General features: G+C 59.2%; 17 protein-coding genes. 4 read left to right on the top strand and 13 right to left on the bottom strand.

Annotation, left to right across the window (positions count from 1 at the left end; translation table 11 throughout):
- Positions 1-38: 38 nt before the first annotated feature.
- The 3 genes from thiS to QEH54_RS18775 form a co-directional block, all read right to left on the bottom strand.
- On the bottom strand, positions 39-275 hold the full coding sequence (gene thiS, locus QEH54_RS18785; RefSeq protein WP_309020286.1) for a sulfur carrier protein ThiS: 237 nt from the start codon (positions 273-275) through the stop codon (positions 39-41).
- A gap of 25 nt (positions 276-300) precedes the next feature.
- Entirely contained in the window at positions 301-1,449 is a 1,149-nt protein-coding gene (gene thiH / locus QEH54_RS18780) for a 2-iminoacetate synthase ThiH (protein ID WP_309020248.1), read from the bottom strand.
- A 64-nt stretch (positions 1,450-1,513) separates the two neighbouring features.
- Positions 1,514-2,311, bottom strand: a complete 798-nt coding sequence (locus QEH54_RS18775) for a thiazole synthase (RefSeq protein ID WP_309020247.1) — start codon at positions 2,309-2,311, stop codon at positions 1,514-1,516.
- A 142-nt stretch (positions 2,312-2,453) separates the two neighbouring features.
- On the opposite strand from QEH54_RS18775, the gene QEH54_RS18770 reads away from it, so the two are divergent.
- Positions 2,454-3,899, top strand: coding sequence for a hypothetical protein (locus tag QEH54_RS18770; protein WP_309020246.1), 1,446 nt, complete (start codon positions 2,454-2,456; stop codon positions 3,897-3,899).
- Positions 3,900-4,189: 290 nt separating this feature from the next.
- On the opposite strand, the gene gnpA is transcribed toward QEH54_RS18770, so the two are convergent.
- The 3 genes from gnpA to QEH54_RS18755 all read right to left on the bottom strand — a co-directional run bounded on the left by gnpA (position 4,190) and on the right by QEH54_RS18755 (position 8,616).
- A complete protein-coding gene (gene gnpA, locus QEH54_RS18765) occupies positions 4,190-6,370 on the bottom strand; it encodes a 1,3-beta-galactosyl-N-acetylhexosamine phosphorylase (protein WP_309020245.1) in 2,181 nt (726 codons plus the stop codon).
- Between the two features lie 191 nt (positions 6,371-6,561).
- Positions 6,562-7,869: a BNR repeat-containing protein gene (locus QEH54_RS18760; protein WP_309020244.1), complete on the bottom strand. Its 1,308-nt coding sequence runs from the start codon at positions 7,867-7,869 to the stop codon at positions 6,562-6,564.
- A gap of 21 nt (positions 7,870-7,890) precedes the next feature.
- Entirely contained in the window at positions 7,891-8,616 is a 726-nt protein-coding gene (locus QEH54_RS18755; RefSeq protein ID WP_309020243.1) for a GPP34 family phosphoprotein, read from the bottom strand.
- A gap of 24 nt (positions 8,617-8,640) precedes the next feature.
- Here QEH54_RS18755 and QEH54_RS18750 point away from each other — a divergent pair, with 24 nt between their 5' ends.
- Positions 8,641-10,014 (top strand): dipeptidase, encoded by a 1,374-nt coding sequence (locus tag QEH54_RS18750; RefSeq protein ID WP_309020242.1) that lies wholly within the window; start codon positions 8,641-8,643, stop codon positions 10,012-10,014.
- 28 nt (positions 10,015-10,042) lie between these two features.
- On the opposite strand, the gene QEH54_RS18745 is transcribed toward QEH54_RS18750, so the two are convergent.
- Together QEH54_RS18745 and trxB are read right to left on the bottom strand one after the other, a co-directional pair.
- On the bottom strand, positions 10,043-10,948 hold the full coding sequence (locus QEH54_RS18745; RefSeq protein ID WP_309020241.1) for a hypothetical protein: 906 nt from the start codon (positions 10,946-10,948) through the stop codon (positions 10,043-10,045).
- A gap of 157 nt (positions 10,949-11,105) precedes the next feature.
- The gene (gene trxB, locus QEH54_RS18740) at positions 11,106-12,044 is read right to left on the bottom strand and encodes a thioredoxin-disulfide reductase (RefSeq protein WP_309020240.1); all 939 of its coding nucleotides are present in this window, start codon (positions 12,042-12,044) and stop codon (positions 11,106-11,108) included.
- Between the two features lie 174 nt (positions 12,045-12,218).
- Here trxB and QEH54_RS18735 point away from each other — a divergent pair, with 174 nt between their 5' ends.
- Complete coding sequence (locus QEH54_RS18735) at positions 12,219-13,016, top strand: TatD family hydrolase (protein ID WP_309020239.1); 798 nt, start codon at positions 12,219-12,221, stop codon at positions 13,014-13,016.
- A 132-nt stretch (positions 13,017-13,148) separates the two neighbouring features.
- Here the strand turns inward: QEH54_RS18735 and QEH54_RS18730 are convergent, their stop codons facing one another.
- From QEH54_RS18730 to QEH54_RS18710, 5 genes are all read right to left on the bottom strand, one after another.
- Positions 13,149-14,648 carry a NapC/NirT family cytochrome c gene (locus tag QEH54_RS18730; protein ID WP_309020238.1) on the bottom strand — a complete coding sequence of 500 codons (1,500 nt, stop codon included), beginning with the start codon at positions 14,646-14,648 and terminating at the stop codon, positions 13,149-13,151.
- A gap of 184 nt (positions 14,649-14,832) precedes the next feature.
- Positions 14,833-15,168 (bottom strand): cytochrome c, encoded by a 336-nt coding sequence (locus QEH54_RS18725; RefSeq protein ID WP_309020237.1) that lies wholly within the window; start codon positions 15,166-15,168, stop codon positions 14,833-14,835.
- Between the two features lie 130 nt (positions 15,169-15,298).
- Positions 15,299-17,386 (bottom strand): hypothetical protein, encoded by a 2,088-nt coding sequence (locus QEH54_RS18720; protein WP_309020236.1) that lies wholly within the window; start codon positions 17,384-17,386, stop codon positions 15,299-15,301.
- 23 nt (positions 17,387-17,409) lie between these two features.
- Positions 17,410-18,201 (bottom strand): cytochrome c3 family protein, encoded by a 792-nt coding sequence (locus QEH54_RS18715; RefSeq protein WP_309020235.1) that lies wholly within the window; start codon positions 18,199-18,201, stop codon positions 17,410-17,412.
- 409 nt (positions 18,202-18,610) lie between these two features.
- Complete coding sequence (locus QEH54_RS18710; RefSeq protein ID WP_309020234.1) at positions 18,611-18,910, bottom strand: HPr family phosphocarrier protein; 300 nt, start codon at positions 18,908-18,910, stop codon at positions 18,611-18,613.
- A gap of 96 nt (positions 18,911-19,006) precedes the next feature.
- On the opposite strand from QEH54_RS18710, the gene kdsB reads away from it, so the two are divergent.
- On the top strand, positions 19,007-19,747 hold the full coding sequence (gene kdsB, locus QEH54_RS18705; RefSeq protein WP_309020233.1) for a 3-deoxy-manno-octulosonate cytidylyltransferase: 741 nt from the start codon (positions 19,007-19,009) through the stop codon (positions 19,745-19,747).
- Positions 19,748-19,800: the final 53 nt, after the last annotated feature.

Genomic DNA, 19,800 nt, shown 5'->3' with positions numbered 1-19,800 from the left:
AAGAGCGTGCCCGGAGGTCCTGCTCCACCTTGGATCGATTAGCCGCCGGCTACGATCTTTACGATCTCCAGGGTGTCGCCGTCTTCCAAAATGACATCCTTGGCTTCGCTGGGCGAGAGGGCCTGTTTGTTGCGCTCGACGATGACAAGGCCGACTTGATGGCCGATCGACTCTAGGAAAGCGGGCAGCGTGGTGCCGGACTCGAGGTCGAAGGAATTGCCGTTGGCGGTGATGGTCATGGGTGAAAGGAAGAAGTGAAAAGGAAGAAGAACGATCTAAGAAGGAAGAAGTCTTAGAGCGTTAGGCTTGGATGAGCGATTGGTCGAAGTCTTTCCAAACGGCTTCGTAGCCGAGCCGATTGAGCACCGCTGCCACTTCTTTGGGCGAGCGCTCGTCGGCGATGTGAAACTGCTCGCCCTCCTGCTCGCGGGTTTGCTGAAAGGTGGTCTCGTCGAAGCTGCTGTAGCCGCCTGGTTCGGTGCTGGATCCGGCTGACATGCTGGTGATGCCCAGCGGGATGAGGCCGTCGCGCAAGCTGGCCGGCTCGCGCGTGGATAGGGTGATGCCCACGTGCGGCAGGAAGATGCGCATGGCGGTGATGACCTGCACGAAGTGGTGGTCCCTGAGGAATTCCACTTGTTCGAATTCGCCAGCTGCAGGACGCATCCGAGGCATGGATACGTTGAGCTGGGCCTTCCAGCAGGTCTTAAGCAGGTGGTCGGCGTGCGCTGCCACTGCCAAGGCTTCCTTGTGCCAGTCGTGAAGTCCGAAAAGCGCTCCAATGCCGAGGCGACGGAAGCCCGCTGCGTAGGCGCGATCCGCGGTGTCCATGCGCCAGTGGAAATGCTTCTTCGGACCCGCCGTATGGAGCCACTTGTAGGTGTCTTCGTCATAGGTTTCCTGATACACGATTAGGGCCTCGCAGCCAGCGTCGACCAGCGGCTTGTAGCGTTCCGACTCCAGCGGACCTAGCTCCAGGGCTATGCTGGGGAAAAATCGAGAGAGACGTCGCACGCACTCTTCCACGTATCCATTTGAAACATACTTCGGGTGCTCGCCAGCGACGAGGAGGATGGAGCGAAATCCTTGCCGGTGCAGGATGCGGGCTTCGTGCTCCATCTTGTCCAGCGACAGAGTGATGCGCGGGATGTCGTTGTGGCGTGAGAAGCCGCAGTACTTGCACACGTTCACGCACTCGTTCGACAGGTACAGCGGAGCGAACATGCGCATGGTCTTGCCGAAATGTCGCTGCGTGATCTGCTGGGAGAGCTTGCAGAGCGGCTCCAGGTAGGCTTCCGCGGCAGGCGAAAGCAGGGCGGCGAAGTCGTTGAGCGTGCGGGCGCGTCCTTGTTTCAGAATCCGCTCGATGGCGCCGGCCGAAGCGGTGGCGGCGATGTCCAGCGGACGGTCGAAGTCGAGCTGCTTAAACGTTTCGGAAAAGGTTGGCATTGAGCTTATTTAAGAAGTGAGGATGAGGAATGCAGGAGTGGGATGCTTCTGAATCCTTGCTTTTTCATTCCGCATTCAGAAAGGCGGTGAGCGGGCTGGTGGGTTCCGCTTTTGCGGACGAGCTGCCGAGACCGATCTCGAAGGCTTCGCGCCCGCATTCGACCGCTTTGGCGAACGCTCGAGCCATGGCTGCCGGGTCCGGAGCGATGGCGATGGCGGTATTCACCAGGACCGCGTCGGCTCCCATTTCCATGGCGGCCGCGGCGTGGGATGGGGCGCCGATGCCGGCGTCGACCACTACCGGCACGCGGGCCTGCTCGATGATGATTTCGATTTGCGAGCGCGTATCGAGCCCGCGGTTCGAGCCGATGGGCGAGCCCAGAGGCATCACCGTGGCGCAGCCGACGTCCTGCAGCCGCTGGGCGAGGACGGGATCGGCGTTGATGTAGGGCATGACGGTGAAGCCTTCCTTCACCAGGATTTCCGCTGCGGCGAGGGTTTCGATGGGATCGGGCAGCAGGTAGTTGGGATCCGGATGAATCTCCAGTTTCACCCACTTTGGCAGTCCGGCAGCCACAGCGAGGCGAGCGATGCGCACGGCTTCCTCGGCATTCATGGCGCCGGAGGTGTTGGGCAGAATCAGGTAGCGCTCTGGCTCCAGGAAATCGAGAATGTTGGCGAAGGGGTCGGACCCGCCGGACAGGTTTGCCCGCTTGAGGGCGACGGTCACCAGTTTGGTGCCCGATGCCCGGGCCGCGTCGCGCATGGCCTCGTTGTTGCTGAATTTGCCGGTGCCGACAAACAGGCGAGAGCTGAACTCTCGGTCTCCGATCTTAAGTGGCGTTGTGCTTTGCTGGGTCATGCTTGTGGAAACCCGACATATCAGACGAGGGCTGGACGAGTTCAATAGGAAAACGGGTGCGAAATCGGTTCCGGGAGGGAAGAGAGCCGGCGGATTTCGCTTTATGCTTGAATGAGTGGGGAGGGGCTTCGTGATGGAGGGCATGGATAAGAGGGCAATTTTCGCGGTGAAAGACGTTTCCGGAATCGCCGAATTCGGAGAGAAGCTGGTGGAGCGGTACGGGTACCAGCTCCATGGCAACGAAGCCGCGAAGGAGGTATTCGACGCGAAAGAGATCGCCTGTCAGGCGCTGGATCCGGCCGATGCTCCGGCGTTTTTCTCGGATCGCTCGAACGGCGTCAGCTTGCTGGTGGCGAATTTTCTGGATGTCGAGTCGGCGGGGAGGTCCTTGCTGTCGTGGAAGTCCGCCATGAGGGCTTTCGACCGTGAGATCGTGGACGCGATCCGGGCCGCCGCTTGGTTGGCGGACCACATCGCGGTGCTGGGAAACGCGGGCGACTACGGCGCTGCCTTGGAGGACATGCAGGAACGTGGCGGGCGGTTCAGTCAGGCGTTTCGCGTGGATCGAGCGGTGGCGGCGCTCAGAGCGGCCAGCGAGTTCGATTTCGCGGTGGCCCAATACCTCGAGGTGCAGGGGGCCGACGCTCCGGACATGGGGGCGTTGAGCGGCTACTCAAAAGCCATGCGCTTCGCCTGGCCGCGAGCCCAGCTGTTCAAACAGGGGGAAAACCGCCACCAGAAAGCCGCCTTGTACGGAAACTTCTTCGATCATTTCGAACTGGTCGCCGGTGGAGATCTGGATTTCGAGTCGACGCTGACGCTTTCCCGGGCCGCCTACCTGATCGGCGAGTTCGAACGACCGGCAACCGCGCTGCTGCGCCACGGCAAGGTGGTTCATGCGGCTTTTGGGGCGGATCACGCGGAGGCCTTGCAGCGTGGCTTGTCGTCTCCGGACGCGTCAGGAAGCTGGCTGGTGGTCAATGGCAACCTTGGCGAGCAGGGACTGGAATTTGCCCTGAAGCATGGGGTTTTCGGCATCCTCGCCCCGGATTTCACCGAGCCGGAACGCGCCGTCCTGAAGGAGGCCTCCCCGGCGGTGAAAGCGGTGGTTTCGACCTCGGGACTGGGATACGACGCTTTGCACGAGGCGAGAACCGTGATTGGCGGGGCCTTGGTGCAAGACAAGGACCGCTCCGCCATCAATCCCATGGAGTGGACGGTTGGCAGCCTCGCTCAGCCGCTAGTCGAGGACTGGGAAATTCTGCTATTCGCTGCCAAAGTGGCTCGGCACGTGGACTCCATCGCTCTGGTAGTCGCCAACGCAGAGGGCTTGGTCGGCTTCGAATCGGGCCACTACTCGACCCGCCGAGCCTGGGACGCTTTGCGCCGTCGCGACCTGGAAATGAAGGACGCGGTGGCGGTGGTGGACACGGAGGAGATCGCTCCGGCTATCCTGACCGAGATGAAGCAGCGCGGGATTCGGGCCGTGATCAAGCCAGTGGGCGGCAAGGAAGCGGAGCACCTTTCTGCCGCTAACGAGGCCGGTCTGGTGCTGCTTTCGATGAGCAAGTCGCTGAAACGCTGGTAGCTCGCCTCCGAGGGCCTAGCCCCACAGGACCGAAGGCTTGCAACTCCTTTTTGCAACGTTGCAAAAAGGAGTTGCAAGCTAAGCGACGGCGCGTGAGGCGGTCCGGCTCCCTGGGAAGGCGCCTTAGGTCCGAGGCGGCTCCTTGGCCTTGCCCTGTGTCGCCTTGCGAAAAGAAGAGCGTTCGAGATGCCCAGAGTTTCTGCGGGGGAGGAACGAATGACTTGGCGGAGCGAAAAAACGTCCGGGTGGAGGCCCGGACGTCTTGAAAGGTCGTTCGCTGAGCGAGCGGTCTACAGCTTTTCGATCAAGGTGGCGAATGGCTCGAGTTCGAAGCTCTTTTGTCCTTGATCGGTGGATACGCTCGTTGATTGCTTCTCTTCCGTGTTGTTGACTACCACCAGCGTTTTCGACGCTGGGTAGTAGGCGCATTCGGTGTTGGCATTGGAGCAGATCCAGCTTTGGAGTTGGGCTTCGTTTTTGGACGCCCAAAGGATGGCCCGAAGCAGCAGTCTCACATTGGCTGGGGAGTATTTGTATCCAGCCAAATAGACGCTGCGCCCTTTCTGGAACTCCTTGACGGCGAGGGTCGGCGTCGCCGCGTTGGCGGCGAGCACCATGGTGTCGGGATTGGTGATGTAGACGCGGTCGATGGTCTTGCCCAGCTCAAGCGGTCCCGAAGCGTCTTCCAGAATGAAGTGTTCGGATTTCGCTTCGAATGGGTAGCGATTGAAGGCAGAGGTGAGTCCGAGCTCGCGATCCACGCCTAGAGCGTCGGAAAGCTGAAAATACTGGGTGCTATGGCGCTGAGCGCTGGGTTCGCCCACGCCGATCAGTCCGCCGCCTTGGGCCACGAATTCGCTCACGGCTTCGATGATCTTTGCGTTTTTCCAATACTCGCCGCCGGACCATGAGTCGTCGACCAAACCGGCGTTGACGATCACGTCGATGCTCGGGTCGATGCCGCCGTCTAGAATGTCCTCGAAGGAGATGAAAACGGTTTCGATGGGCAGACCGGAAACCGCTTCCATGACTTCATTGTAGTAGTTGCCATGGTTGTAGTGGCCGCAGCAGGCCCAAGCCCGAGTGTTGCCCCAGGCGGTCAGGAGCGCCACCTTGACAGGCATTTCTCGCGGGGCTCCGTCGTGGTGCAGGTTGCGCAGCTGGCGAAACTCCTTGCCGAGCTCCTCGATGTAGTCGACGAAGTCGGGATGGTTCTCCACCAGGTGGAGGTAGCCGCCGAAGCCGATGCGGTCCACGCCCTTGCGCAAGATGGCTCTGCGAATGTCGACCCAGTAGCTCTTGCATTCCAAGGTTGGCGTGCCGCCCGGCAGGAAGGAGGGAGCCCCGTTCACCCCGGTGGGGAAGAGATAGGGGTGCATGCGTAGTTCACGCACGGATACAGCAGGGCACTCCGCTACCTTGCGAGCTTCGAAGCCGCTGAAGATCCCGTCGATGATGCCATCGAAACCGAAATCCTTGAAGCGTTCGTTGTAGGGCTCGATACCGATCCAGTGGTCGTTGTAGAAAACGAATGCCAGCTTGTCGCGCTGATGGATCATCTCGATGCATTCCTTGCCGAATTCCACGACGAACGCGTTGATGAAGTCCATCCAGTCGCGATAGAACTTGGATGGCACCTTGTAGGAGTTGTTGTAGAGCCCGGCGTTGACGAAGTCCTCGCTGCTAGGGCGATAGCCGAATTTCGCTTCGAACTGGCGTATGGACTCGGTGGATACTGAAAACTCGTAGGACCCCCAGTCGTTTACGATGAACTTCTGCTGAGCTGGGTCGCCCCAGAACCACCAGAAGTTGTAGAACATGGAGGTGAGGCGAACGACTTTGGTGTGGGGATGGGAGTCGAGCCACTTGGTCAGGTAGTCGCGAATCTGGTCGCGCGCTTCCGGGTGGATGGGATCGATCGGCATGAGGTGCTCCTTGTCTCCCCAGTCGTTGGTGACGTGGTTGTACATGGAGATCTCCTCCCAGATGCGGTAGCAGAAGAAGTTGACCGTGTAGCGGTGCCACTTGGTGGTGCCATCGATGGTGACAGTGCCGCTGTCCTTGTCGAAGGACCACTTGTCCGCTGGCACTTCCTCGCCGCTGGTGCGATCGAAGACTTGCCACCACTCCTTGGGGGCGTCGTCTGAGTTGATGACCAGCTGCTCCTTAAAATACCCCTCGAGAAGGTCGATCTCGACCGTAGCCGTGGCGGCGGTGACCGGTTTGCTCATCACGCAGCACTGTTGGAGCTTCGTCGGATTGGCCTTGGCCCATTCGTTGTCGGCCCGCACCAGACAGAGCGTGCTGTAGATGTCGTAGTCCGACTCGATGATCTCGTCCGAAAGCTGGGTACCGTCGGAATCGCGGATCACGTCGGCGCCCCATTTTTTCGCGAGCTCCAGGGTGAGCGTTTCGTAGCCGGCCTCGCCGGGAAGGGTGAAGCCGCCAGTTGAGAGGGATTTGTTGTCCATACGAATAGGGGAGTGAGAGTTTCTTCTAGAAAGGGGTGGGCTGCGAGGCGACTGCTATGCTGCCGAGCAGGTAGGGATAAGTCTCGCCAGTGGGTCCGAGGATGAGAAACAAATACTGAGGTCTCGAAATCAGACCGTCAGAATGAGTGGGTTCCAGAGCGGGAGCGAATGCTGTGATGGAAACGGTTCGTTCAGTCGCTCCATCGCAGCACCGAGACCATCTGAGGCGGGATCTCTCCGGAGGTTTCCCCATCCCCTTGGTCGACGCGCTGCACGAAGAGGTGCAGGACTTTCTCTCGATGCCAAAGGCCGATATCGTAGGAGGGTTCCCATTGTCCTAGATCGATGTCGGCCAGGTCTTCCACGACCCAGCTGGGACTGGACAGGTCGTCGCAGATCGCGATCGAAGGGCGCTTGCTTCGTTCCTCGTCCCTAAAAATCAAATACGCCTTGTTGTTCTGGCCGCTGGAGTCGGCGAGGATCTGAGGGCGCGAGATGGGGATGCGCTTGGTGCCGCCCCCGCTGAGGGAGAACGGCGTTTTCCGGTCGCTGACTTGGGAAGCTCGCCAAGATTCGCCGTCGTGGAAGACGATGTGGTACTGGGGGACGGTCTCTCCCTTTGGAGTCCAATAGGAGGCGATGTAAGGGTGGCCGTTCAGGTCCGCGCACATGGAGGTTTGGTTGATGAGCTCGCTGTTTTGCGGGATTTCCCAGGCGATTTCCGCGTTTTCGATGGTGATGGGGAGCTGGTAGGAAACGCCTGCGGAAGTCTGCCAGCTCTTGCCGCCGTCGCGCGACACGGCGTAGGAAAGGTCATGATTTGTGGATACGTCCCAAGTCTCTCTCCAGACCCAGGATAGGTGTATGGTCTCGGAGTTGGGATCGACGCTGGCCTGAATGTAGGCGTTTCGCTGATCCTCGCCGTCGATCAGTTTGTTCTGCACTCGAGACCAGGTCTGGGCGCGGTGGTCGTAGCGGTTGATGATCAGGTTTCCACGACCGGATTCGCCATCGCGGTAGAAGAACATGAGGTCGCCGTTTGCGATGTTGTAGAACTCAGGGTAGGTGACGTCGCTCTCGTTCGCTCCAATCATCGTTTGCTTCGCTGTCAGCTCGAGCGAACCGGGAGCGATGCTGCGGCAGTAGTTCAGCTGGTCGCCATGGTGGTCCCAGGACATGTGCAGGATGCCGTTTCCGTCCACTATGATGCTGATTGAATTGTGAGCGTCCCGAACGTTTCCGGTGTATCCGGTTTTCCGTACGGTCCAGTCGCCGCTTGGCAGCTGGCGCTTCGCCAGCACGACATAGCCCTCCGCGTCGTAGTAGGCGGTGTATTGGATGCCTTGATGCGAAGCGATCGAGTTCTTGCGAAAGATGACGGCGTTGACCGAATTGTTCGCCCAGCCAGGTCCGACTGGGGAGAGCTTGGGCGAGCAGGCTTGGAAGGCCAAGGCGCCGGTTGAGACGATAAGGATCGCGAGGAGTCGAGCGAGTTTCATCGAAGAGAAGGGCGGAGGCGACTAGGTGGCGGTGACCACGGCGCTTGCGACCACCGCCCCCACCACGACGGCGGCTTGGATGGACTCGATGACTTCGCGAGTGGCGTTTCCGACAAGGTCGCCCTCGACGATTTGCTTGATGCGCTGCCGGCGCTGCTTGATGCGTTTGCGACCGAAGGCGAGCTCCAGAATCCGATTTGCGTTCGCCAGTGAGACGATGACGGCATCCTCCGGCTCCACCTCGGGGGCATCGGAGAAAATGATCGTTTCCAGGCGCTTCAAAAGGGCCTGTTCTGGCGCGGGATCGATTTCGGGATAAACGGTTCGGGAAAAGACGAACAAGACTTTGGCGTGCTCCTTATTTAGGATCCCTCGCTGGCAGAGGCCGCGTGTGGCCTTCTCCTGCAAGTCCTTGATGCTAGCGAAGCGTCCGATCCAGGTTTTGAGGTTTCTCGCTTTCTTGTCCTCCGCGATGAGCCCCATGCACTCGTCAAGGAGGTGGTTTTCGAGGGGCGCTGAGCTTGCCAGGTCCACTAGGCGTTTCTTGTCTGAGCTGACGCGGACACGGCCTCGAAGGATGAGCTCCGCGATCAAGGCTCCCGCGAGGGCGTGATTGAAGAAGGAGACCGCGATGGTGCCTTCTTCGTCTCGAAGGGCCAGGAGGCAGAATCTTTCGTAGAGGCGCAGGTCAGTCAAGTGGGGCGAAAGCATGCTGGAATACAAAACGGCTTCCGGATTGCTTTTCAACCCTCGTCTGCTTGGAATGCCCCCATGTTCGATCCAGTTGAGAAGCTTAAGGAATACATTGCCTGCCGAAGCGTATCCGCGGACTCCGCGTTCAAGGAAGACATGTTGAAAACGCGAGACTTCGTGGCGGACATGTTCAGCGGAATGGGACTGAGTGTTGAGATTGTGAATACGAACAAGCACCCGGTGGTACTCGCCAAGCGCGAGGGCGACCCCGAGTGGCCGCATGTGGTGATCTATGGCCACTACGATGTTCAGCCGGTCGATCCGATCGAGCTTTGGGAGACCCAGCCCTTCGAAGCGATCGTCAAAGGCGACCGTATCTATGGTCGCGGAGCGGCGGACAACAAGGGACCGCAGATGGCTCACGTCGCGGCCGTCGGGCAACTGCTGGAGGAGCATCCCGATTTGCCGCTGCGGATTACTTTTCTGATCGAGGGCGAGGAGGAGATCGGAAGCCCCAGCTTGCTGCCCCTGCTGGTGGAGCGAAAGGAGATTTTCAGCGAGGCGGATTTCGTGCTGCTTTCCGATACCTTGAGCCCGAGTCCCGAGCAGATCGCGGTCACCGTGGGTTTGCGAGGAATCGTGGAGTTGGAGTTCGAATTGACCGGGCCGAAATCGGACCTGCACTCGGGCTTGCACGGCGGGGCGGTCTACAATCCGTTGCAAGCTATTTCGGAGCTATGCGCGTCGCTGCACACCGCGGAGAATCGTGTGAACATCGATGGGTTCTACGACGATGTGACTGAGGTGGAGCAGTGGGAACGCGACGAGCTGGCGGCGCTTGGTTTCGACGAGGAGCAGTACAAGCGGACCCTTAAGGTCGATAGCTTGCATCCGCTAGACGGATACACTGCCCAGGAAGCGATCCGCTATTTGCCGACGCTCGAATTCAATGGTCTCTGGGGTGGCTACCAGGGAGAAGGCAGCAAAACCATCGTGCCTTCTAAGGCCTCGTGCAAAATCACTTGTCGCCTTGTGGGCAACCAGAAGCCCGACGTCGTTGGCAAGCTGGTGGCGGAGGCGATCAAGCAGCGCGCTCCTAAAGGCTTTCAGCTCAAGTTTCGCATGGGCCATGCAGGTGTGCCCTATCAGGTGGTGCCGCCGGATCGACCCAATACGCCGAGCGATCAGCCGGAGTTGCTTGCCAAGGCGTTCAGAGCTACCGAGAAGGCGATCGAGAAGAGCTTCGGCAAGCGACCATTGTTTCTTCGCGAGGGCGGAAGCATCCCCATCATCGCGGATGTGAAGCGAGTGACGGGGCTGGACTCGGTGATGATCGGCCTGTTTCTGCCGGAAGACAATCTGCATGCCCCGAACGAAAGCATGAACCTGGATGTGTTGAAGAAAGGGATACAGGCGTCGAAGGAGATTTTGAAGGAAGTCGCTGGCGTCTGATGAAGGTCGGAGCGACGTTTGCGTTTAGCTATTCCTCGATTTCGTCTTCCGCGCTCTTGCCGCTTTCGACCACCTCGACTTCGCCCATCTCGACTTTGTATTCCTGTCTCCGATACACGTGGTTTTGCAGGCCTCCGCTTTCTTGGCCAAAGTAGGGCGCGGCGGCGCCGCTCATCAGAGCGACCGCTTCATCGAAGCTTGATCCGAGAGCTCGCATGCTGATGCGGGTGGACCAAAGGAGGTTTTTCTCCCCCTTTTCGCTGAGGGCTCGATTGTCCCAAGCCATTACGATGACCAGATAGCGCTCATCTTGCATCTGATGGAGCAGGGTCTCTTCGAGGGTGGAGGGGAACGCCTTTTCGCGCTCACGAGCGAGATCTTCGTCGAAGCCGAGAATTCGCGCGATGCGGGCGTCGCTCATTTGCTCCGCCATCATGTCCGTGTTGTGCTGAAGCAATTCGAAACGCGTGTCCGAAGGATCGAAGGTGTTGTAGGGCGAATTGGCCGCCGCGCCATCGCCGGAGATGCTGAGTTGGGCCTGCTCGCGAAGTCCTTCGAAAGCCCGCTCGAGTGCCATGAATTTGGTGGGGTCCTCAAGCCGCTCGATGCCGCCCCAGTGGACCACGATCAGCATGTCGGCCGACTTCGTGTCGGTCGTGGGGTAGAAGTTCTGCACCGCGAAGTCCTCCGCTAGGGTTTCGAGGATGCTGCGGAGGCTGACCTCCTTGATTTGGGTGCCACGGGTGGAGTCGCCGAAGAATTCACCTTCGGCGAAAATGTAGGAGAGCGGGCGATCGCCAGCTTCTCCTCTGAAGGCTTCGAAAGCGGGCGACGCGTCGGCTTTCACTGCGACACGCTTTTTCGCGTAGGCGTGCGGGCTCAACGCTAGGCTGCACATTGCAGCGATCAGAGTGGTTTGAAGAAGTGCTCGCATAGGATTCCAAAACCCTTGTGACCCAGGTGGGCTCTCTTCTCAACCAAATCAGACGTGAGGATGAAAAATCGCCCTGGGAAGGATCGCGGGTTTGAAAAAAGCCGCGTCCCGTGGAGAGGCGCGGCTGAGGAATTATGCTGTGGGAGTTTCTGGCCGCCTATTGCTCAGCCAGCCAGCGTTCCGCTTCGATGGCGGCTTGGCATCCCATGCCGGCGGCGGTGATGGCCTGGCGGTACACGTGGTCCGCGCAGTCGCCGGCCACGTAGACTCCGGGAAGCTTGGTCTTCACCTGGCTGCCGGCCGCCGGGACGAAGTACCCGTTTTCATCCGTGTCGATGGCGTTGGCGAAAGGCTCGGTGTTGGGGATGTGACCGATGGCGATGAACACCCCCTTGGCGTCGATGGACGAGGATGCCCCCGTCTTGCGGTTGGTGACCTTAACCGCGGTGGCGTAGCCTTGCTCGTCGGCTACCACTTCATCGACCACCGTGTCCCAGACCATTTCGATCTTCTCGTGCTCGATGGTGCGGTCGGCCATGACCTTGGAGGCGCGCAGCTCGTCGCGGCGGTGGATGAGGTAGACCTTGGAGGCGAAACGCGTCAGAAAGAGCGCTTCTTCGCAGGCGGTGTCGCCGCCGCCCACGACCACCACGTCCATGTTGCGGTAGAAAGCCCCGTCGCAGGTGGCGCAGGTGGTGACGCCCTTGCCGCCGTACATTTCCTTTTCGCCCGGCACGTCGAGCAGGCGCGGCGAGGCCCCGGTGGAAATGATCACCGACTTGGCTTTGTACTCTTTGTCGCCCGCTTTCAGAGTGTAGGGCGAGGAGGAGAAATCGACGCTGTCAATGATCGCCTGGGCGAAACGCGTGCCGAACTTGCTGGCCTGCTTGCGCAGATTGTCCATCAGCATGAAACCGTCCACGCCCTCGGGAAAGCCAGGGAAGTTTTCCACTTCGCTGGTCTGGGTGAGCTGTCCGCCTGGAAGGCTGCCCTCCAGCACCAGGGGCTCCAAATTCGCTCTGGCGGTGTAGATGGCGGCGGTGAGGCCGGAGCAGCCAGTTCCGATAATGATGACGTTTTCGATTTCTGAAGACATGGTTAGATATGAAATACTGCAACGAGGAGTGAGGGGGAAGAAATGCAGCAAAGCGATCGCGACCGCTTTGGCAATGGGAGAATTGGCGTTTCGAAATAGAGGAGCCAGCGCGGGGATTTACGGGGACGGCAAAAAGGGTTGAAGGCGGAAGCGAGATGGGTTGGAAGCTAGGCCATGTCGGGCATCATCGATACGCACACCCATCTGGAAAGTTTCGCTCGCAAGGGTCGATTGGAGGAGGCTCTGAGCGCTGCGGCGGAGGCCGGCTTGTCGCGTCTGGTGACGGTGGGCACGGATACGGACGACTGGACGCTCTACGCCGAGATGGCGGAAACTCATTCCCAGGTCGACTACACGGTGGGGATCCATCCCTGCTCGGTGGATGCGGGCTGGGAGAAATCGATCCCGCAAATCGAGCCGTTCTGGGGGCGGGAGCTAAAGCCGGTCGCGCTAGGCGAAATCGGTCTCGATCGCTTTCACCTTCCCAAGGACGAGGCTGCAGCGAAAACGGTTTTCGCTGCCCAAGTCGCCGCTTTCGAGGCTCAACTCGAGATCGCCAGACGTCTCGACTGCCCGGTGGTCATCCACTCGCGCGGAGCGTTCGCGGAGAGCGTGGAGGTGATCGACCGCAGCGGGGTGGACTGGACCAAGGTGGTTTTTCACTGCTTTTCCGAAGGTCCGGGCGAGATGAAGCAGCTGCTTGATCGCGGCGGCTTCGGGAGCTTCACCGGCATCATCACTTTCAAGAATGCGGAAGCCGTTCGCGACGCCGCCAAACTGCAGGGCCTGGATCGGCTGATGATCGAAACCGACGCTCCGTACCTCGCTCCCATGCCGCATCGTGGCAAACCCAACGAGCCCGCGTTCCTGGCGCATACCGCGGCGTATTGCGCGGAGCTGTTTGGGGTGACGGGAGAAGAGCTGGCGGAAAAGACGAGCACCGTTGCGAAGGCGTTTTACGGTCTCGCCTGATGGTGTCCGCAAGTTGTTTACCCAAAGAACTTGGGGATATCTAAACGCGTCCGGAGGTCGCGTTCCACCTTTGTGGAGCATCATGAGGGTGGAGCGTGACCTCCGGGCACGCTCTGGAAGAGTCGACTCTGCCTACTCGAGCTGCAGTCCGCCGGTGTGGCATTCGGCGCAGGTGAAGCCGAGGTAGGAGCCGTCTGGGTGGTCGAATTCGGTTTCGGGCGAATTGGCGAAGGTCATGTTGCCCGGTTCGCCTTGAGAAATGACATCGTGGCAGGTGTGGCAGTTTTTCGCGGAAAGGGTCTTGGAGCCGTCGAAGGTGCTGTGCTTGTCGTCGTGGCATCGGAAGCAGCCGAGCGTGTCCTTGTGTCCGATGTAGTCCGGATAGGCCCGCCAGTCGGCGTTCATATGCGGGAAGACGTTGTTGGCGTAGAAGTCATTCACGGTATCGATGGCTTGCTCGACTGCGGGAGCGGGGCCTTCCAGCTCGTCGCGCAGCATCTTCGTAATCGACGCGTGGGCTTCTTCGCTTGTTTCGTAGTCGGGATCGAGGGCGCGAGCGACGATGTATTTGATCTCGGGAATCCGGTTGGAAAGCTGGCCGCGATGGAGGGCTCGCTCGACGAGGTCGTTTGGCTTTTTGAAGCCGTGGGCGGGGCGGCTGTGGCAGTCGATGCAATCCATGGTTTTAGGATCGCTGACGTGGTTGAGGTCGGGCACGTTTTCCGCGTCCTCGTCCGGGGTGAAGGTGTATTCGGTCACGCTGCCGTCGGACTTGGTGACTTTGATCCAAGGGATGACATCGGGATTTTCCAAGGCAGTGGTGAACTCGATCTGGTTGTCGTCCTTGGCGTGCCAATGGATGCCGTTCGTTTCGTAGTTTCCTGATCTCTCCGGTCCCAGCTTAAGTCGGAGCGTGACGGAGAAAGGCGTGTTCTCGTCGTCGCTGAGGTAGTGGTGGTAGGTTTTGGCGACGTCCTTGAAATCGGGCCCGTCTTCGTGGCACTTGTTGCAGCTCTCTTGGGTGGTCGGCAGGTAGTGAGGGTCGGCTCGAAGCGGTTTTGGGTATTTGTCGAAGACGAGTGAATACAGCTTATAGATGCCGTGCCACTTCGCTTTGAAGGCTCCCTTCGCTCCTTCGCCGACGTGGCAGTCCACGCAATTGAGCATGGCGTGTACATCGTCGGGATAGGCGTCGTATTGCGGCTCCATGACGGAGTGGCAGAGCACGCCGCAGAATTGGTTGGAGCTGGTGTAGGTGTAGGTCTGGTAGCTGCCCATGCTGGTGGCGAACATGAAGACCATGGCTGCGCCGATGAATGCTCCGAAGATCCGTCGGTCCTTGAGCCGCGAGAGATCGAAGGTGAGCGTGACGCCGCGGTCGCGACGTTTTCGCCAGCTCCAGAGCCAGCCCACAAAGGCGAGCAGGGAGCCGAAGCCGAAGAACAGCGGGGCGACGATGTAGCTGAGAATGCCGACGTAGGGATTCGATCCACCGGTGACGAGATCGAAGCCGATCAGCAGTAGGAAGGCGAAGAAGCTGCCTCCGACGACGATGAGGCCTGCGAGACTGAGCCAATTGCGGAAGTGCAGGAGAAGTCCGTGCTCTTTTTCGTCGTTCGGTTCGCGAGGCATATTCGATCTTTGGATACGGTTCGCTTAAGACTCTTCGTTGGAGAGCGCGAGGCGATGTGGGTTGGGGTATGATAACTCTTGTTGTTGAAATGGATTTCGGGACGGCCGTGGGGCAATGTCGCGAAGGGGGGGGCTGCCGCCTTTCTCAGCGGCAGACCAGCGGCAGAAGTCGGGCGGCGTGACGCTACTTCGCTAAGGAGCGCACGTAGGCGAGGAAGGCGTTGATTTCCTCTTCGGTGTAGTCTTCTCCGTAGGCGTTCATAGTGAATTCGCCATCCTCTTTGACGCCTTCGTTGATGGCTTTGACGATTTCCTCGTCGCTCATCTTGGCCTGGACTTCCGGATCCCGGTAGTCCTTCAGCCGGAGCTTGCGGCCTTTTTTGGTGAGGCCGCTTCCGTCTTCGGCGTGGCATTTTTGGCAGTCCTTTTCCCAAGCGGCGACGACGTCGAATTCGTCAGCTACGAGGGAACTGCCGATCATGGCGGCGAGCGAAAGCATGAAGTAAGGTGTTCGTTTCATAAGGAATTTTAGTTCGTTTTAAGCGAGAGTGGCGGGTCAACGCCCCGCTCAACAGAGGGGCGCTGGCTTGTTTTGTATGAGGAATTGAATACTCCGTTGCTTGCGGCGAGGGCTTCGATTTGTCATGGCGCTAAAAGCGGTAGCGAATCGAGCTGTAGAGAATCTGGGCGTCGTAGTCGTTGAAGCCGCCGGAGGCCATGTCTTCGCTGTCGTAGTAGGCGTAGCGAAGGGTGAGCTGGGCGTTGTCGGTCAGCTTTCGGGTATAGGTGGCGGTCAGACCGATCTCGCGCAGATCGTCTCCGTAGGGCTGGGCGAATGCGCTATTGTCGACGTAGTTGTCGGTGCGGTTGTAGAAGAGGGTGACGCCGGCGTTCGAGTCCTCGTCGATACCCCAGTGGGCGCCGAGGTTGGCGTTGAAGAAATCGCCATCGAGCACGATCACCGTATCCGCCACACCGCCGCCGATGGTGCTGACGGGAGACTCTCGGCTGTCGTCCGCGTAGACGGCTGTGGCTTGCAGGTAGAGGTTTTCGAAGGCGTAGGTTAAGGACTGGCTGAGGACCAGCGCTTTTCGATCGTAGGAGTGAGCCCATTCCAGCCCTTGTCCATGCGAGTCGATGGTGGACTTTTGATAGTCGACCCGCGTCATTCCGCTCAAGCCGCCAGGGCCTTTGTAGCGCACGGAGACGTTTATATCATCGGTGGTGAAGTCCTGCCCGTCGGTGTAGGCGGGAAATCGGTCTCCGCCATCGGGTTCGGTCGGATCGATGATGTGGTTGTATTTGTTGTCTCGATCCTTGTGGTAGTACTGGATGTACCATCGCCCGGCCGCGGCGGAGTAGATTTTCGCTCCGACGGCGAGCTTGAGCACGTCCCTTTCGGTGTTTGACAAGCGTTCGAGCAGTTGGCTGCCGCTTTCCGCATCGAACTCCTCTTCGAGGAAATCTCCATCGCCGCTAGTGTAGAGGATGGAGCCATTGTAGACCACATTCTCGACGCCCGTGTAGATAAGCTCGGCGGAGGCCGCGGCGTCCTTCCAGTCCCGCTCGGCTTGCAGCTCCATGTCGTGGACTTCGAAGGTATTGCTCGAGGTTGAAAACTCCGTTTCGGTGAAGTCGCTGACGATGCCGGTATTCATTTCTTCGAGACGGATAGCGTATATCGCCTTCCAGTGTTCGGCGGGGCGGTTGACCCAGTTGGCGTTGAGCAGCCATTGGTCGATCTGGCTTTCCGCCATGAGGTCGATCCAGCCGTGGTCGCGGCGCTGCCCTTGGTAGTCGACGTCGAACGGCACATCGAAATCGTCGCCGTAGATGCGCGATCCGGTGGTATTCACGTCGATCTCGGTGTAGGCGATGCCGGTGGTGAAGGTGTTCTTCTCGTCCACTTCGGTGATGGTGGAGAAGCGAGCGCTGAAGAGATCCGTATCGTAGATTTCGCGGTGGGTGATTCGCCGGAAGCTGGACTCTCCAGGTCGACGTGTGATCTTGCGTGCGTCGTCCACGTCGCTCTGCTCGGCGCGCAGCGAGAGAGCGAGTTTGGTTTTGTCGATCTTCTTGCTGGCGCCCACTTCGAAGATGTCTCGGCTCTCGTCGATGTCGAGAAAGGTGGGCACGATGTTTCGGGTGCCGTATTCGCCGGTGAGGGTGGTGTCGGCGAGCGCCGATGAGGACTTCAGCCCTTCTCGGGTGAGGCGAGTGTAGGAGAAGTCGAGGTCGAGCCCGCCATCGAGGAAGAGTCCGCCTTCGATCTGCAGTTTTCCTCGATCGAGAGCGAGCTCGTCGTCGTAGATGTCGATCCAGGTGTCGCTGCCCGGGAAGTACTTTCCGCTGCCGTCGTAGAAGATCCGATACTCTTCCCAGCGGAATTTGAAGTAGCCGACGTCCTCGTTCAAAAACTCGACTCCGAAAAGGTAGTCGTTGTTGTCGAACATGGCCCGGCCTTCCGTTTTAAACTCGGTGTAGCGTCCGATGTACCCGGAGTACTGGAAGCGTTCGATGCCGCCGAAGGCGTGCTTTTTGATGGGGTGTCGAGCGAGGTAGGCCGCTTCGTTCCCGTCGTGGGAAGCATGGCCGAGGGTGATATCGATATAGTTGCCCGAGTCAGGCAGGCGATCCTCCTCTTGGGCGTGGAGGCTGGAGAGAGCGAAGGGGAGGGCGACGAGGGCGCCCACGCAGGCCGACTTTCGAGGGAAGTCGCGGTCGATTGGGAATTTCATGATGACTCCTTGTGCTGATGAGCTTAGTACCTGAGTGAGGAGTTCACGTGCGAGCCGTGTACCGATTCGTGGCAGCCAGCGGTCCAACAGGTGCCGCGGCTAACAAAGGAGGCGTGATTGCGCCCTCCGATCAGGATCTCGTCAGGAGCCGTCTGCGTTTGGAAGTGGCACTGCAGGCAGAGCATCTGGTTGTTGGTCTTGAGCAGCTTCTCGCTCGGCGAGCCGTGCGGCGAATGGCAGACCGTGCAGCCATCCCGCGTAGCCTCGTGCTCGAAGACGAAAGGCCCGGCCTGCGCCTGGTGGCACTGGAGGCAGGTTTCCGCCTCTCCCATCATGGCGACGCCGCCACCCTGGACCGCGTTGCCCTTGTGCGGATCGTGACAATCGTTGCAGGTGATGTTGTCTCCGATGGGGTGGGCGTGGGCGAGGTTGAAGGAGCCTTTCACGTCCAAGTGGCACTGGTAGCAGGTTTCGGGGTCGGCCTTTGGATTGTGGATGGTGCCGAGTTCGCCGCCGGATTCGTTGTGAATGCTGCCCGGTCCGTGGCAGGCCTCGCAGCCGACTCCGACTGCGTGGTTCCCGTCGGCCATGAGCTTGGAATGGGTGGCGGAATCGAATTCCTTCACGATCTCCTCGTGACACTCTTCGCAGCTCCCTATGCCTTCGAAACTCGCTCCGGGGATTTGAGGGGGACGGAAATAGCTTTCGTAGCTGATGCTACAAGCGGCAAACACCATGATGGAGGCGATGCCGCCGATAACGGCGACTCTGGTTCTTCGCGAGCCGCTTTGGGGAGAAGCGATTGGCTCTTTCATTTTGGGGTACTTCGGATTGCAGGAGATTTATACCATCGAAGTTTAAGAAAAGCTAATGCAAAACAAACAAAAGCATCAGGTATGCTAATGTTTTGCGTTTTATTAACACCAGAGTCACGGCTCGTTAGAGCGAACCCCTAGTGGGAAGCGGCGAAACCTAACGTGGGGTACTGCGGTGGGGTTCTCGCGGGCTTTCGTATTCTAGCGCCGGATAAGAATATGTTCAATCTCAGCGGCGATTTCTGCCTCGAAGTCCGGACTCGGACCGGATCCGTAAAACGAAGCCTCCCGGAACGAAGTGACCGTGTTGGCGGGGTATTAGGGCGTCCACCGGAAGGCGTTGGCGCTCATGAGGCGCATCTCCTTTTGGTGGGTGAAGATGAGTGGGAGAAGTGGGCTTCCGTGGAGCCTACTTTTCGTCGAACTTGCTGGCGAAGAGGTTTTCCAGCTCGGTGAGCACGTCGGTGGCGTCCGGTCCATTGGCGATGGCCTTGATCTTGGAGCCCTTGCCGGCGGCCAGCATCATGAGTCCCATGATTGATTTGCCGTTCACCTGTTCGTCGTCCTTTTCGAAAAACACTTCCGAAGTGAAGCGATTGGTCACACGCACGATCATTGCGGCCGGCCGGGCGTGGATACCCATCTGATTCTGTACGGTGAGTACTTTTTCAGTGGCGTTGCCGTCGGATCTGAGATTTGCGGAGTCCATAGTTTCGCTTAGAAAAGGAATTTTTTAGGTGAAGCGATAGAATATTTAACAAGACTGCTTCGAGTACAAGTTCGGATCTTATAACCTATATCTTAAATGTTTGCCATCATCGCTCCTGCGCGTCTCGCCTCAACTCGCTTTCCGGAAAAGCTGCTTCACCCGATTTTGGGCAAGCCGCTCATCCTCTGGGTGGCGGAAAGAATCAAGCAACAGGTTCCGGAGGCGGAAGCCTTTTTCGCGGTGGACGACGAGCGACTGCGCTCCGTGGTCGAGAAGGCGGGCTTTCGGGCCATCATGACCAGCAAGGACCACCAGAGCGGCACGGATCGGCTGGCAGAGGCCAACGAACAGATCGGCGCCGACATCGTGGTCAACGTGCAAGCGGACGAGCCGCTGGTGGCGGCCTCGCAGATCCAAGCCTTGCGTCGCTTCATCGAAGAGAGAGCGGAGATGGCGACGCTCGCCACGCCCTTCAAGACGAGAAAGGACTTCCTTGATCCCAATCAGGTGAAGGTGGTGATGGGCGATCAGGGCGACGCCCTGTACTTTTCCCGTTCCGCCATTCCTCACTATCGAGATGGCTTCGCGACCTTCGACGACCAATGGGTGGCTAATTCGCCGGTCTATCGCCATCTAGGGCTCTACGCCTATCGAGCGGAGTTTTTGAAACGGTTCTGCCAGCTGCCGCAGGGAAAGCTGGAGGCGATCGAAAAACTGGAGCAGCTGCGAGCCTTGGAAAACGGAGTTTCCATCAAGGTCGGCCTGACCGACGAGCCATCCATCGGAATCGATACGGCGGAGGATGCGAAAAACTTCGCGGCCTACCTTTCGAAGTAACGTTTTCGCGGACATGAAAAAGGCGGGTCGTCGACCCGCCTTTGACTTGGAAA

This window comes from Pelagicoccus sp. SDUM812003, from assembly GCF_031127815.1.
Lineage (GTDB): Bacteria > Verrucomicrobiota > Verrucomicrobiia > Opitutales > Opitutaceae > Pelagicoccus.
Note: the sequence above shows the minus strand (reverse complement) of the source record. Positions and strands in the feature narration are given on the sequence as shown.

What these genes read in the sequence shown, in the direction of transcription:
- QEH54_RS18775 (WP_309020247.1), bottom strand. Translation starts at nt 2,311, where the DNA reads ATGACCCAGCAAAGCACAACGCCACTTAAGATCGGAGACCGAGAGTTC.
- kdsB (WP_309020233.1), top strand. Translation starts at nt 19,007, where the DNA reads ATGTTTGCCATCATCGCTCCTGCGCGTCTCGCCTCAACTCGCTTTCCG.
- QEH54_RS18770 (WP_309020246.1), top strand. Translation starts at nt 2,454, where the DNA reads ATGGATAAGAGGGCAATTTTCGCGGTGAAAGACGTTTCCGGAATCGCC.
- QEH54_RS18735 (WP_309020239.1), top strand. Translation starts at nt 12,219, where the DNA reads ATGTCGGGCATCATCGATACGCACACCCATCTGGAAAGTTTCGCTCGC.
- QEH54_RS18710 (WP_309020234.1), bottom strand. Translation starts at nt 18,910, where the DNA reads ATGGACTCCGCAAATCTCAGATCCGACGGCAACGCCACTGAAAAAGTA.
- QEH54_RS18720 (WP_309020236.1), bottom strand. Translation starts at nt 17,386, where the DNA reads ATGAAATTCCCAATCGACCGCGACTTCCCTCGAAAGTCGGCCTGCGTG.
- QEH54_RS18750 (WP_309020242.1), top strand. Translation starts at nt 8,641, where the DNA reads ATGTTCGATCCAGTTGAGAAGCTTAAGGAATACATTGCCTGCCGAAGC.
- QEH54_RS18730 (WP_309020238.1), bottom strand. Translation starts at nt 14,648, where the DNA reads ATGCCTCGCGAACCGAACGACGAAAAAGAGCACGGACTTCTCCTGCAC.
- QEH54_RS18745 (WP_309020241.1), bottom strand. Translation starts at nt 10,948, where the DNA reads ATGCGAGCACTTCTTCAAACCACTCTGATCGCTGCAATGTGCAGCCTA.
- QEH54_RS18760 (WP_309020244.1), bottom strand. Translation starts at nt 7,869, where the DNA reads ATGAAACTCGCTCGACTCCTCGCGATCCTTATCGTCTCAACCGGCGCC.
- QEH54_RS18715 (WP_309020235.1), bottom strand. Translation starts at nt 18,201, where the DNA reads ATGAAAGAGCCAATCGCTTCTCCCCAAAGCGGCTCGCGAAGAACCAGA.
- gnpA (WP_309020245.1), bottom strand. Translation starts at nt 6,370, where the DNA reads ATGGACAACAAATCCCTCTCAACTGGCGGCTTCACCCTTCCCGGCGAG.
- QEH54_RS18725 (WP_309020237.1), bottom strand. Translation starts at nt 15,168, where the DNA reads ATGAAACGAACACCTTACTTCATGCTTTCGCTCGCCGCCATGATCGGC.
- trxB (WP_309020240.1), bottom strand. Translation starts at nt 12,044, where the DNA reads ATGTCTTCAGAAATCGAAAACGTCATCATTATCGGAACTGGCTGCTCC.
- thiH (WP_309020248.1), bottom strand. Translation starts at nt 1,449, where the DNA reads ATGCCAACCTTTTCCGAAACGTTTAAGCAGCTCGACTTCGACCGTCCG.